Source organism: Aliiglaciecola lipolytica E3 (assembly GCF_000314975.1).
Taxonomy (GTDB): domain Bacteria; phylum Pseudomonadota; class Gammaproteobacteria; order Enterobacterales; family Alteromonadaceae; genus Aliiglaciecola; species Aliiglaciecola lipolytica.
Genome location: NZ_BAEN01000076.1, coordinates 429,683 through 442,346, shown reverse-complemented (window position 1 = coordinate 442,346; position 12,664 = coordinate 429,683). Strand labels below are relative to the sequence as shown.

The window sequence follows — 12,664 nt, the reverse complement described above, 5'->3', positions numbered from 1 at the left end:
TTATTAGCTATGAGGTGCTGGAATTGACCAGCCAATTACAAAGGATAAAGAGAGAACGATCACCGATAGACCAAGTAATTTTGTTGACCTAATGCGTAGACTTGTGCTTTGGCGCATCACGAGTTTGACCGCGATTATTGTTTGGATCAGGTAATAAAGTGCAAACCCTTTTGATGCGAGATTAATAATTTCAAATACGTTGGATGACCAAACTAATATACCTGCGATGGCGATGACTAAAACATAGTAAAATTGGGGGGAGATAGGTAAATGGAAAAGCTCTTTTAAGAGACCTCCGCCACCGATAGTATCGGCTAATGCTGCACTTAACTGACTTGCCGTAGCGGCAACCAGTAATAAAATCGGCAATACCCATATTGCTTGCCCTAGAGTGTAGCTAATCGTTGTTTCGTTTAATTCCGTGATCGGAAAATCCAGAAAAATAGGACACGTTAGACCGATAAAAACAACATAAAGAAAAATAGCGATCCACTGAGCATAACGACTCGCTTTAATACGCTGTTCTGGCGTATAGTTAATCCCCATAAAACGGGTTGTCTCGAACCCTTGCGTTACCATAAGCATCCCTGCGAGCATGCTAACAGTTTCAAAATGGCTCAATGCCTGTATCGCTTCATGTTGAAACCAAGCACTTTGTACTTGCATGTCGTAGGTTGCCAGCGCTGCGAGCACACCTACTATAATAGCCAACTTTATTGTCACGGCGAATAGCTCAATGGTCTCTAGTCCCCTAGCACCACGGAGCCAAGCGACCACCATAATGATGACAAGCAACCCACTGGTAAACAGTTTGATGTACGTCGTATCAGAGATTGATAAACGATCAAAAACAAACGCTGCAAACAAACTAATATAAAACGCCACGGAAATGGCATATGCCGTACCAAGCGCCCATTGACTTGCTTTTTCAAGCGTCACAATAATGCTTTGTTGATTGCTAGCTAGCTCAGGTTCTGCATGGCGTATATTGAAGCGAATGACCGATCCCAACGCATATGCCAGAATAGACAACAAAACTATTCCAAGCAGTGCCCATTTCCCCATTACCGAATGCAGCAGTGGTGCAATGATCAAAAAGCCGCTACCAATAATGGAAGCCAACGGTGTGACTGTTGCCCGCCATTGGACAGATTGTCGTAAGCGAGACAGAAACAATACTATTGCGATCAACACCGAGGTTACGAGCGCAATGGAATTTGTGATCACGGTTTGCCCCCTTTAATGGTGTTTATACCATCCGGCACGCTTAATATCGTTCCAGGACGTAGATTGATGACAGGCATAGCATTCCTCAACTTTAGCTTTAGGCTCGCCTGCCACTTTGGCGGAAATCATTTTAAAATGCTGCATATAGTGACTGGGCGGCGCTTCATGACATTGATTGCAATCACGTGATTGACTCGACGGGTGAATAAACTTTGGCAGTGACCATTTGTCTGTACTGTGACACTGCACGCAATCCTCTCCAAATAGACCTAAATGGCGATCATCGTTGCTGTGACATTGCGTACAATTTAATAAGGCTTCTTTATCACTGACCTCAGGGTGCACAAACAAGGGATCGGGAGTTTGTTTATTCGCTAGTATGTTCTCTAAAAACGCCATGGTGGCAGCGCCCTCGTCAAACGGGACATTTGGGGTGGGGAGCATATTGAAACCAATGTCGACTAACGCTATATGGCTCATGAGCGAAATATTGGCCGATTCACCTTTGTGTTCTACATGGCAACTTGCACATTCTTTAATGTCGGTATGAAATGCAGTGGGTTGACGCGCTACGATATGCGTATCATTTGCATGACACGCCACACATTTGTCACGCTCAACGCCCTTCATCGGCGTGTGACAACTCAAACAGTCATCCGCGAGAAAGGCATGTGCCTTACTGAGTGAACCGGGTTCAACCATTTTTTCCCATGGAATTTGTGCGCTATCTTCAGGCATATGAATGAAATGACTGACGCCAAAGCCAGCAGCAACTAAGCCAAGAACAATTATTATCCATTTCATCATAACCAGCGCAGTCCAAAGTAAACTTCACTGAAAATGTGAAAAAACAGGACTACATAAAGTGTCATTGAAATCACGATGTGAAATTTTAACCAACGAGAAAACCACATCTTAGCCGTGTCATGAATGAGAATGCTGTACTCAACATCGGAAATTGTATCAATGATGGACAGAACCTGGCTTTCTTGTTTGAACAATTTACTTTGTGCTGAAGTAGGCACATTTAACGTGATGTAAGGAATATGTCGTGCGGATGTTTGGGCAAACGTCGAATATCTGACATCACAGACTGCGTTTTTCAACGCCTGTTTTGCGTTAGAAAGCGCAAGGTGGAGTTCATTTACTTGGCGCTTTTTCTCTTTCACATTCGATGAAATAAGACCGAGTACATATCGACCCACAAACCCACTGATCACAACGACCATCATAAAGATAACAAGCGAAACTCCGGTAGCACTATCAAAACGATGGGCGCTATGGATCAGCGCTAGAATAGGCCCCAGCACACCAGCATAGATGTGTAGACGCAGGAGCGTTGACATAGCAATGTGCTTCGTCACGACTTTTTTAAGTGATTTGTTACGCTTAATGATCATGTATACTAATGGGATAAGCATTAATACCGAAGCGCTTAAACCCACGCCAAATCCAATAAAACTGCCTGGGAATGCTGGGTCTCTATGCCATACAAAACCGAGCCATAGCAGGATCATTAGGACAACCAAGCTGCTTACAATTGTGCGCTCTTGAGAATTCATTAAGCCTCAACCTCCACATCAGATTTAGGGATAGCTTGGCACGCCAGAATATACCCACTGATCTTATCTTCAGGTTCCAGCCCATCATCAACCTCCATATCGACGTCACCACGTAGCAGTTTCACCTTACAACTCCCGCACGAACCCGCTCTGCATGAATTCTCTATATCTACATCGAGTCCATCAGCGACGTCTAATACGGTCTCATCCGGACCCGCGTGGGCTTCGACGTCTGAAAGACTAAACCGTACTTGTCTGTTGTCGCCTGCGTTGGTGTTAGTGGCTAATTGAGGTTTAACGGGGGCGGGCTTTGGTTTAGCAGCCCCAAACGCTTCGGTTTTAATATGCGTGTCAGGCATACCCAATTCGGCTAGCATTTTTTTCGTAGCATCCATCATTGCAGGAGGACCACAAATATGCGCAGTTTTTGAGGCAATATCTGGCACAAATTCGTTTATCATTGCGGATGAGAAGCGGCCTTGGGGACCCATCCAGGATGTACCCTCTGCTTGAGTCATACTGACCAGTACTTTTAACCGAGGGTGACGTGCTTGCAGATATTTTAATTCCTGCTCAAAAATAAAGTCGTTGGACGTTCGCGTACAAAACAGAAAATAAATATCACCGTCCCAGCACGTCGTCGTTAAGTAACGGACAGCGCTCATCATCGGTGTGACCCCCACTCCCCCAGAAATCAACACAACGCTGTTTGCACCATGACCATTGAAATAAAATTTACCGCCGGGGGCTTTAATTGAAAGCGTATTTCCTACCTCAACCGCGTCATGCATATAACGAGAAACCACACCGAACTCCTCTCGTTTAATCGTAACTTCAAAGTAATACTGTTCAGTGGGCGATGATGCAATGGTGTATGAGCGCTTAACTGGCTTTTCAATACCATCGATGGTCAGTGTGAACGTGACAAATTGACCTGGTTCAAAATCAAATGGAATGGTTTGTCCATCTGGGCTGGCTAGACGTAACGTTTTAACATCATGGGTTTCATTAAAAATCGCGGTTACTACCATATCGCCACTAAAAGTGCCCTTGCGCGGTGAGGCAGTGGATGACAATGCTGGCTCGCTACTTTGCGCAGTTGCCGAAGCATGCTGCTGGGCAGGCGGAATAGATTCGGCAATAGAGGGAACTTTTGTCGTTGGCGCAGATGTGCTTGCGGCGTCAGTAGACTTAAGCTCTTCGAGCAGCGCAGCAGCTCTGCGCATCTTAAATCCATACACATACACCATAACGATTGTAAATATGAGTAAAACAAGCATCACTGCGCTGTGAAACGGTGTCATACCAAATAGGGTTGAAGTACCTTTTTCCGGCGCACTGGGAAGCAAATTCATTTGTGACTTGAACCAGGTTAATGCCACTCTTCGCGGTTCTTGGCCGTCTTGTATGGCACGTTTCGCAGCAAGACCACTGTCAAAATGGGCTATACCCTCTTTAACTGTTTCAACAGCCATTTGCATTTGGGAATAGTCATCAGTGGCAGCAGCGCGGGCAAGCCAATCAAAACCTGTAGCGAGTTGCTCACTTCCTTGTTGCATCCTCGCGGACGCTTTACTCAGAACAATCTCTCTTTGCTCGGGTGTGGCTGAATGCATTCGCATTAGCGTGGGATAGAGATCTTTAGGTTTGGGTGCACCCATTTTCTCCATCATTTTATCCATGCCTTTTGCCATACCAGGACCCATCATGGAACTAACATTGCCCGGTGGCCCTTTACCTTGAGTAGCAGTCAGTTGAACATCCGTATTAGCGTTGACAGTGGGATTATTGGTTGCTTCAGGATGGTGGCTTGCATGCTCACTATCCTCTGGCTGTTGCTGTGCGTAACTGCTCGTCGTTGCGAATAACAGCATAACGTTCAGAATGACGGCGTAACGCAGAAAAAATGATGTGTGTGGCCACCACATTCTCATAACTCACCTGTTTGTTCGGCCATCCACAGGCTATTTATCTTCGCGATCTGAGAGGGCGTTAATACTGATACCGCTTTCCCTACCGATGTAATAAACTGCAACCGCAAGGCGCTGTTTGTGGCCTCTATTTCGCTAATGATATCTTTGATTTTGTCGTATTGAGGTAGCCCTAGAGCTGTCAATTCCCACAATGATGCTTCTAGTGTACTTCGCTGCTGCGTTAGGCTTTGTTGAGTCGACTCCCACTCAGTTTGGATCGTTAGAAGCGTTTGGTACTGATCATTGGTCAATTCCAGCGTTTCTTTATGGTTTAAGAAAAAGGCTTGCTCTCCAACGTGATATAAATGCAGCGCGCCACTGACACCGGGTAAGCTTTTATTTGATGGAAAACTAGATAATAACTCTTTTTTATTTTGTTCAGGTGGTGTACCCATCATTGAGCTATTTTTCATCATCATCTTGCACATCATTCCCATGCACGATTTCCCGCGCATTGTCATCATGCCTTTACCCTTTCCCATTTCCATTGTGTTTGTTGCCGAAAGGGGCATTGAAGATGTATTGAGTGAAACACTGGTATCACTCGGATTAACACTCTCATTGCTTTTTGACTGGGTCGCTAATGAATTGTCTAACGAGCGCAAAGCGGTTTGGATTTTAGCGAAGTCATCAACGTTTAACTCAGGCTTAGTATTCATAGTTTTTGATGAACTGGGTTTATTTTCTGAATTCGTTTTTTGTGTTGCTGATGAGCACGCGGTTGTGAATAAGACACTCGCTAACCCCAGCGCCACAATAACCGCAATACGGTAGTCTTGGTGATAAATTCTAATATTCACAACGGCATACTCCTATCTGAAATGTCGACTAAAAGCCACGATCAAACTCGACCATGTCATAGCGAGCAATTTCGCCATTAAGTACTGAAGCTTCAGCGAAGTGTTCATCTTTAGTTTTACCTAGGCGGATTTTGCCAACGAATTCACGCGAATAACCATCATCACCTTCTGAAATAACATAAGGATCATAAACTGTGCGATAAACATTGAAGACTTGATGTTCCTTCAGTCCATCCGTATCAGATACACATACCACGACTTGTTTATCGTCAACCGTAACAACCTGCCCACTCATGATGTAGTCGTGATAAATCTGGCTTGCGCAGCCGCCTAGTAATCCAACTGACAAGACTACAATTGAAAAAAACTTAATTAATTTATTCATGTAAAATTCCTGCAATTATTGGTATAAACGAGACAGCAGGTCCCCTCCTGCCTCGTAACGTGGTGATTAGTTCTTTTTGTGCTTATGTATTGGCTTAGATTTTTCAGCGGTGTGCCCCATCATTTGGCTCATCATGTCTTCCATCATCGACATACGCTGTTCCAGTGTTTTCATTTTGTCTTCGGTGGACATATCACTGTGTTTGTGTCCCATTCTCTTTTCGCCTTTCATTCCTTTTCCCGCTTTCATCCCCATTGAGTCGCTTCCTTCCATCATGCCCATCATGTCTTGCATCTTTTGAGCATGCTCTTGCAGCATGACTTCGCGCTTCTCTGGATCCGATTCACTTTTAACGGCATTTAAGATCGCGCGCATTTCTTCCATATGCGTTTGCATTTTTTGCATCATCTGACCGTCCATCATCGACATTTCAGATTTGTCAATGTTTTGTTGTGCATAAGAAGTTGCGATTGGCGCAGCAACTATAGCGCTGGCCAGTAATAGTGAAGTAAGCTTTTTCATAATGTTTCCTTTGGTTATGCTCAGTTGAGCGTGTTAGATTGAAAATTAAGCCTTTTCACCTTAATCCTATGTCTTAGACTCAGGTCAATAGGCTATTTGGATGATAAAAATTCAGCTAAAGCTTCAAGCTCTTCATCTGTAATCGGCATTTGCGGCATTGCAGAAGAAGCGTTATTAAATTGAGGCTCTTTAACCTTGCGCAAAAAGAATGCCCTGCCTTTTTCGCTGATAACATTATCCAGCGATGGACCGAGTGTTCCGCCTGCGCCTTGCACTTGATGACACCCCTGACAGCCATAGCGAGTGAGCACCTCTTTTGGATCTGCAGCAATATTGACAACCTCCTTCACGTTCATTGCTTGAGCAGGTGTTGTAGCAATTTCCATAAATTCGAGAATGGCCTGTACTTCGGCCCCCTTCAGGTGTGCCTTTTCTCGCATGTGGGGCATAATGACTTTCCATTCACTCTTGGAAAATTCTTGAATTGGCCGACTGTTATGACATCGTGCGCAGTTGTTGTTGATCAATTCTGCACCTGACAATAGCTCGGTACTGCTTACTTGAAGCGAGGTCAGTAAGGTGGAGAACAAAACAAAAATGGTAACAGTTAATTGGTTTTTCATCATTAGCCCTCCTAAAAGCCATAGCTGAATTGCACAGCGAAACGCTTGTCATCTGGACCATCAACTACATCAGTATCCTCATAACCCACTTTGATAACTGAACGAGGATCTAACCAGTAGTTAACACCGACCATCCAACGTTCAGCTTCTTCTACTTTTTTGGTTTGAGCATGTTCAATGACAATTTCAGTGCTGCCGAGCCCATCAAATAAGTGACCTATAAAAAATGTCCCTTGTAAAAACCACCCATTGCGGGAAAACGAATCGATAACATCTTCGTAATCTTTCTCAACAAACGCATCGGTTTCTGTGCGAATGTACTCGCCTCGTAAAATAGCGTGTGTACTGATCAAGTTGATGTCCACACCATTGGCCTTAATGTCTAATTGCCCATTTTCGTCATAGGCTCCTTGATAATAAGAGGTACCAATTTCTATCGACGGGAGCAGCGCTACGGCAATTCGGCCGCCAAAGGCTTTATTGCTATTGTTATCAGAGTTTGTCGCTTCAAACTCGACCTCAGGAAACGCTTCTCCATGTTCATCCGCATCAGGATCTATCGACGCGGTGGGTGAAATTAAGCGAGCCAGTGCAATATCATGGTCGTCGACCACTCCTTCTTCGTCATATTCCGCTTCTGACCGAGGTCCGTTTGTCATAAAGACATCAAGAAACACTTTGGCTGAGCCCACTTGATAAACTTGTTGAGCTGCAACACCAACATCGCTCAATATTGGCAGTATGGGATCCATTGCTTGGCTAGAGCCATGCGCGCCATATATTCCAGGCGTCCAGATACTGCGGTTGATCCAACTGGGATGCCAATTGGCACTAAATTGTCCAAACGGCAGTAGAAATTTACCTGCCGTAATGGTCGTGTTGTCGTTTAAAAAGTAGTGGATATCTGCGTATTCAAGTTCAGTTACCGTTTCTCCATCTGCATTTAATCCAACCTCAAGCTCTGCCTCTACGTGCATCTTGTCATTTAGACTAAATAAGAAAATCGGTACAAAACGTGCCGAAAACGCATCAGTACCAGCCACATCGGCACTTTCGTATTTTACATCTCCATACCCAACAAAGACGAAACGCTCACTCGATTCAGCCGCGTATAATGGCTGCTGCATCATCAGCCCAGCGGACAATATGGTTGCCAGTTGTAGTGTTTTTTTCATTCGCATTGCAGTTTCCAGTATGTACTGTTTTGATTACTAACTTGGGTGTGCGGTAACATAAGCGCCGCCCTATTCTTCTTTGGAATTACGTATCCACTAGGAATGCTATGGAGGGGCGGTCATCCGGTGGAATTGTGCGTTTTAACGTGACGTACACCTCAATGAAACTATCTGTTTCAATTTCCACAGGCATAAACCAAGGCGATAGGGCGATAATGGCCAACGATACGTTCGAGTTAGCATTATCCGAGCGCATTAATTCTGGCTTCTTCAAATGCATGCGAGCTTACTGTTTCCGAATTGAGCAGTAATAAGGCAATACAGAGTAATGTTTTCGTAAGTCGTTGCACCGAACTTCCTTTTCGCTTTTATTAATATTCATCCTAAACCCCACATCTTAAATTTAATTGATCTAGATCAAACTTTCACAAAAATCGGATTACAAACACATTACAATTTTGTAATGAAATCATTAACTTATTTATCGTTAATTCAAAGTTATCTATTCTCGAACTCGGTTAGTTGACCTCATCTAGATTGTTCTAAAGCAATATATTTATTTGGGAGGGGCGTTTTTTAATTGGGTGAATGGATAACAAGAAATGATGAAGTACAAAGTTGCGGTAATTACCGGTGCAGGTTCAGGCATTGGATTGGCATTAACCAATCAGTTTTTGTCAATGGATGATGACACGTTTGTAATTGCAATAGGTCGACAGAGCTCTGAATTGAGAGCGCTTTGTGAAAAGTTCAATGCTCGACTTGTCATCAAGCACATCGATTTCAATCACACAGGGGCAACAAAAAGAATCGAACAGGTGCTCGGTAAATACGACCGCATTGATTATTTAGTGCACTGCGCAGGAATTGTTACACCGCTGAAACGTATCCACACAATCGACTATGAAGATTGGTGTGCAACACAAAAAGTGAATAGTGATATCCCCTTCTTAATAACAAAATTATGCCTAAACAAGTTCAAGCATAGCCGTGTACTTTTTTTGACAAGCGATCATCCTGTAACGGCTGTTGAAGGTGCATCAGCATATTGCGTGAGTAAAGCAGCTATACAAATGATGTGTGATTGCTTTAGACAAGAAATTAGTCATGATATCGCGGCTTTTGCCACAGTGGCCCCAGGGAACGTCGATACCCCGATGCAAAAAAAAATACGAGAGATATCCAGCGACGTGTTGCCGATGTCAGTGCTTTTAAGAGATATGCATAAAGAAAGCAAACTGCTTCCGCCCCACTTAGTGGCCGAATACCTCTGCCAACTACTAACTCGTATCGACTTTAAGACGTTTGGAACAACGCAGTGGAACGTATTACGAAGTGCAGTTAAAGAGCCGCAACGACCAATGAATGCAAATAGCAATATTTTAACGACAGCGGAAAAAACTTCCTTGCAGTATCTACAAGACAAAATTGACGGCGATGTCTGGGCAACTGGAAGCAAGGAATATACGTTGCGGCGTCGTTTATTCAATCAAGCCATTTCGCATTTTCCGATTGCGATAGTCGTACCTAAATCAGAAGCTGATATTGTCAAGACAATCGACTATGCAAACAGGCAAAATTTACAGATTACTATTAAGGGGGCTGGACACGGTGTGACAGGGGCGGCCGTCATTAATGGTGGGATAGTAATTGATATGTCAGCCTTTCAAAGTATAGAACTTTATGCGGATGGCGAATCAGTTAAAGTCGGCGCAGGCGTTAGAAACCGAGATTTAGACTTCTTTTTGTCACACCATAATAAAGTAGTGCCTTTGGGCACCTGTCCGGATGTGGGTGTAGTAGGGGCTACACTAGGCGGAGGTATTGGTTTTCTATCACGTAAACACGGTTTAAGTTGTGACAACGTCTTAGCATTCAACCTGATCACAGCTGATGGTCAGAAGAGGGTCGTAAACGTTAGAGAACATACAGATCTTTTTTGGGCATTGCGCGGCTGCGGAGGGGCTCAGTTTGGGGTAGTCACTCACGTGACATTCAAATTACACTCAGAACCAGACTATATCGAAGGAGGGACCGTTGAATGGCCAATCCACAAGGCGAAAGGGATATTGACACAATACAGTAAAGCAGTTTTACATGGACCGAGAACACAATTTTTGTACGCATACATCGCTCGCTCAACTGCGAAACAAGCAAAAATTTCAATTATGGGATTTAGTGAAGACCCAAACTCTAGCCTACGTGATATTTCAAGTTGGGAAACGGCTGCTGATATCTCCATCAAGCAAAAGCAATATACTGAATGCCAATCCAATAATTATGAGCAAGGGCATGCGTTATATTGGCGTAACGGGATCATTGAAGGCGCACTGACACAAGACTTTATTAGTACTCTGCTGCAATGCTTTCAATCCTGCCCTGATAATGCAGGAGGCATAATGCTAGATCCATTGTGTGGTGCAATACAAGATATTGGTGCTCACGAAACCGCTTTCATTCATCGAAATTCTTCATTTGTTTGCAGTATTACCGCTGTTACACTACCTGATCAATTCAATATCGAAGTAACAGAGTGGGTCAATCAAACCTACGAGCGATTATCCCCATTTTTTAACGGCCACGCCTACCAAAATTATGACATGGGTAAGGACTATCCGTTGATTGGTTACTATGGTCAGCACACAAAACGTTTGATTGCGATAAAACAAAAGTTTGATCCCGAGCTTAGATTTGTAGGCTCTCTGCAATGGCATTTACAAAAAACTGTATAGCTGATGTAATAGCCTACCAGCAAGAGCTTTTCCAACGAATAACCAAGTTATCAATAAGGATATAAGCAGTGTTAAAATGGATGCTATTGTTTACCCTACTCGTCTCGAACAGTTGTTTTGCAGACACGGACGATTATGTGCATGCTGACTTCTACAGGGGATTAGCAGGCCTTAAGCAACACGTAGACGAAATTAACCGAGATTTGCTGTTATTGGAAAATGCCACACTATCCAGTGCTGAGGTCAACCGTCGGCTCGCGCGCATTGAACAAGAAATCGATGCTGTAAAAGCGTTATATGATAAAGCCTACTCTATGCCCCGCACACCGTTAAGCGCATCTGAGCTAGCACAAATAAAGCTATCACTGGATATTCTCGATATGCAAGAAATCCGCTCAAGGCTGCAGTCCGACATAACGCAACAACATCAAAGTGTAAAATCGGAGACTCTGCTCGCTTCACGTGACTTTACGAACCAAGCAACACGCAATATGGCGACGAGTGCGTTAACATTTGCAGCCATCCTTGTAGCTGTCATTTCAGCCGTTATCGCATGGATGAATCACGTTCAAAGTAATCGAACCAAAGACGTAAAAGAAAAAGCAAAAGATGATTTGGAGAAACTTAAAGATGCAACTGATCAAGACTTAGTTGAATTAAGGGCGGTAACCCAACGTCAAATTTCAGCGATCACCGAACGACACCAACGCGATATTGATAGACTGACCGATGGGCATCAACAAAAAATAGAGCGTTTAGAGCAAATAAATTTAGAGAAAGTTCAAGATGCGGAAAATGCGTTCGATAAGCTAATGAGTGAAACGGAGACACAAAACGGACTGGTTTTTAAAAACTTGGCTATATCAATTTATCTTCGTCGTTTTTTAATTGAGGACGGTTATGATCGTTTCTTTGATGATTTAAGCGTTACGTCAATCGAAGACAGTTCAACTGCACGTTGCGATCCGAGTGTTCTTAGAGAAGTCATCGCGATTCAAGAACATGCGATATCGCGCTTTGAGCGGGTCAAGGACAAGCTAGATGACGCACGAATGCTCTATTTTGAAGCATTATTAGATCTGGCGTTTTATGAAGCAGAAATGACACGTTTCGGTGTATTAAATGATCAAGCCTTAGGGCGAATTAGTGACAGTTTAAACAGTTTTGAAGATAATTTAAGTTTCTGGTTAGCTGAAGAGCGCAGTGAGTACCAGGATCCTGAAAGGCTACCGCGATTTATTTTTCGCGTAATATGCATGGTTGACAGCTTAATTTTCATACGAGTCTGCTTACTTGAAAAAAACATCTTCACAAAAGAAGCAGCGAAGAAGGAGATGTTGTTTCATACAAGACAACTCTTAGCCGAAAGTATGGCTACTGATGACGCTATCAGTGGTGTTCTTGCTGGGGAACAATGTGCCAGTCTGTGGAAAAAATATATTGAGTTTCAGACAGAACGTCCAAAATTATTCGAACGCTAGCGGTAGTCTGGGTTTGTTGGAACCAAAAGCATAACGGATCTCCTCGTCTGTAATATTGTTGTTGCATTGGCAGTCATTATTCGTAAAGTATATCGACAGTACTACTAATACGCAAGCATATGTCGCGTTGTACCCGTTAACGTAACGAACAAGTTCACAGTAATGACAATATCACAGCTCTGCA

At 43.5% G+C, this 12,664-nt stretch carries 12 protein-coding genes; 2 read left to right on the top strand and 10 right to left on the bottom strand.

Annotated features, from left to right (window positions below):
* Nucleotides 1-3: 3 nt before the first annotated feature.
* The 10 genes from GLIP_RS20510 to GLIP_RS21790 all read right to left on the bottom strand — a co-directional run bounded on the left by GLIP_RS20510 (nucleotide 4) and on the right by GLIP_RS21790 (nucleotide 8,547).
* On the bottom strand, nucleotides 4-1,227 hold the full coding sequence (locus GLIP_RS20510) for a hypothetical protein (RefSeq protein ID WP_008846642.1): 1,224 nt from the start codon (nucleotides 1,225-1,227) through the stop codon (nucleotides 4-6).
* Between the two features lie 12 nt (nucleotides 1,228-1,239).
* A complete protein-coding gene (locus GLIP_RS20505; RefSeq protein ID WP_008846641.1) occupies nucleotides 1,240-2,034 on the bottom strand; it encodes a cytochrome c3 family protein in 795 nt (264 codons plus the stop codon).
* Nucleotides 2,031-2,789 (bottom strand): hypothetical protein, encoded by a 759-nt coding sequence (locus GLIP_RS20500; RefSeq protein ID WP_008846640.1) that lies wholly within the window; start codon nucleotides 2,787-2,789, stop codon nucleotides 2,031-2,033. Before GLIP_RS20500 ends, GLIP_RS20505 begins: the two co-directional genes overlap by 4 nt.
* Nucleotides 2,789-4,723, bottom strand: coding sequence for a 2Fe-2S iron-sulfur cluster-binding protein (locus GLIP_RS20495; RefSeq protein WP_040523694.1), 1,935 nt, complete (start codon nucleotides 4,721-4,723; stop codon nucleotides 2,789-2,791). Before GLIP_RS20495 ends, GLIP_RS20500 begins: the two co-directional genes overlap by 1 nt.
* The gene (locus GLIP_RS22010) at nucleotides 4,720-5,562 is read right to left on the bottom strand and encodes a hypothetical protein (protein ID WP_008846638.1); all 843 of its coding nucleotides are present in this window, start codon (nucleotides 5,560-5,562) and stop codon (nucleotides 4,720-4,722) included. The genes GLIP_RS20495 and GLIP_RS22010 overlap by 4 nt, the downstream gene beginning before the upstream one ends.
* 28 nt (nucleotides 5,563-5,590) lie before the next feature.
* Nucleotides 5,591-5,947 (bottom strand): hypothetical protein, encoded by a 357-nt coding sequence (locus GLIP_RS20485; protein WP_008846637.1) that lies wholly within the window; start codon nucleotides 5,945-5,947, stop codon nucleotides 5,591-5,593.
* 66 nt (nucleotides 5,948-6,013) lie between these two features.
* Complete coding sequence (locus GLIP_RS20480) at nucleotides 6,014-6,469, bottom strand: hypothetical protein (RefSeq protein ID WP_008846636.1); 456 nt, start codon at nucleotides 6,467-6,469, stop codon at nucleotides 6,014-6,016.
* A gap of 92 nt (nucleotides 6,470-6,561) precedes the next feature.
* Entirely contained in the window at nucleotides 6,562-7,095 is a 534-nt protein-coding gene (locus tag GLIP_RS20475; protein ID WP_008846635.1) for a c-type cytochrome, read from the bottom strand.
* 8 nt (nucleotides 7,096-7,103) lie between these two features.
* Nucleotides 7,104-8,267: a porin gene (locus tag GLIP_RS20470; RefSeq protein ID WP_226992262.1), complete on the bottom strand. Its 1,164-nt coding sequence runs from the start codon at nucleotides 8,265-8,267 to the stop codon at nucleotides 7,104-7,106.
* An 85-nt stretch (nucleotides 8,268-8,352) separates the two neighbouring features.
* Entirely contained in the window at nucleotides 8,353-8,547 is a 195-nt protein-coding gene (locus tag GLIP_RS21790) for a hypothetical protein (protein WP_226992261.1), read from the bottom strand.
* 322 nt (nucleotides 8,548-8,869) lie between these two features.
* Here GLIP_RS21790 and GLIP_RS20465 point away from each other — a divergent pair, with 322 nt between their 5' ends.
* Nucleotides 8,870-10,999: an SDR family NAD(P)-dependent oxidoreductase gene (locus GLIP_RS20465; RefSeq protein WP_008846632.1), complete on the top strand. Its 2,130-nt coding sequence runs from the start codon at nucleotides 8,870-8,872 to the stop codon at nucleotides 10,997-10,999.
* Between the two features lie 68 nt (nucleotides 11,000-11,067).
* Nucleotides 11,068-12,480 (top strand): hypothetical protein, encoded by a 1,413-nt coding sequence (locus GLIP_RS20460; RefSeq protein ID WP_008846631.1) that lies wholly within the window; start codon nucleotides 11,068-11,070, stop codon nucleotides 12,478-12,480.
* Nucleotides 12,481-12,664: the final 184 nt, after the last annotated feature.

What these genes read in the sequence shown, in the direction of transcription:
- GLIP_RS20465 (WP_008846632.1), top strand. Translation starts at nt 8,870, where the DNA reads ATGATGAAGTACAAAGTTGCGGTAATTACCGGTGCAGGTTCAGGCATT.
- GLIP_RS20480 (WP_008846636.1), bottom strand. Translation starts at nt 6,469, where the DNA reads ATGAAAAAGCTTACTTCACTATTACTGGCCAGCGCTATAGTTGCTGCG.
- GLIP_RS20485 (WP_008846637.1), bottom strand. Translation starts at nt 5,947, where the DNA reads ATGAATAAATTAATTAAGTTTTTTTCAATTGTAGTCTTGTCAGTTGGA.
- GLIP_RS20470 (WP_226992262.1), bottom strand. Translation starts at nt 8,267, where the DNA reads ATGAAAAAAACACTACAACTGGCAACCATATTGTCCGCTGGGCTGATG.
- GLIP_RS20495 (WP_040523694.1), bottom strand. Translation starts at nt 4,723, where the DNA reads ATGAGAATGTGGTGGCCACACACATCATTTTTTCTGCGTTACGCCGTC.
- GLIP_RS20475 (WP_008846635.1), bottom strand. Translation starts at nt 7,095, where the DNA reads ATGATGAAAAACCAATTAACTGTTACCATTTTTGTTTTGTTCTCCACC.
- GLIP_RS20505 (WP_008846641.1), bottom strand. Translation starts at nt 2,034, where the DNA reads ATGATGAAATGGATAATAATTGTTCTTGGCTTAGTTGCTGCTGGCTTT.
- GLIP_RS21790 (WP_226992261.1), bottom strand. Translation starts at nt 8,547, where the DNA reads ATGCATTTGAAGAAGCCAGAATTAATGCGCTCGGATAATGCTAACTCG.
- GLIP_RS20500 (WP_008846640.1), bottom strand. Translation starts at nt 2,789, where the DNA reads ATGAATTCTCAAGAGCGCACAATTGTAAGCAGCTTGGTTGTCCTAATG.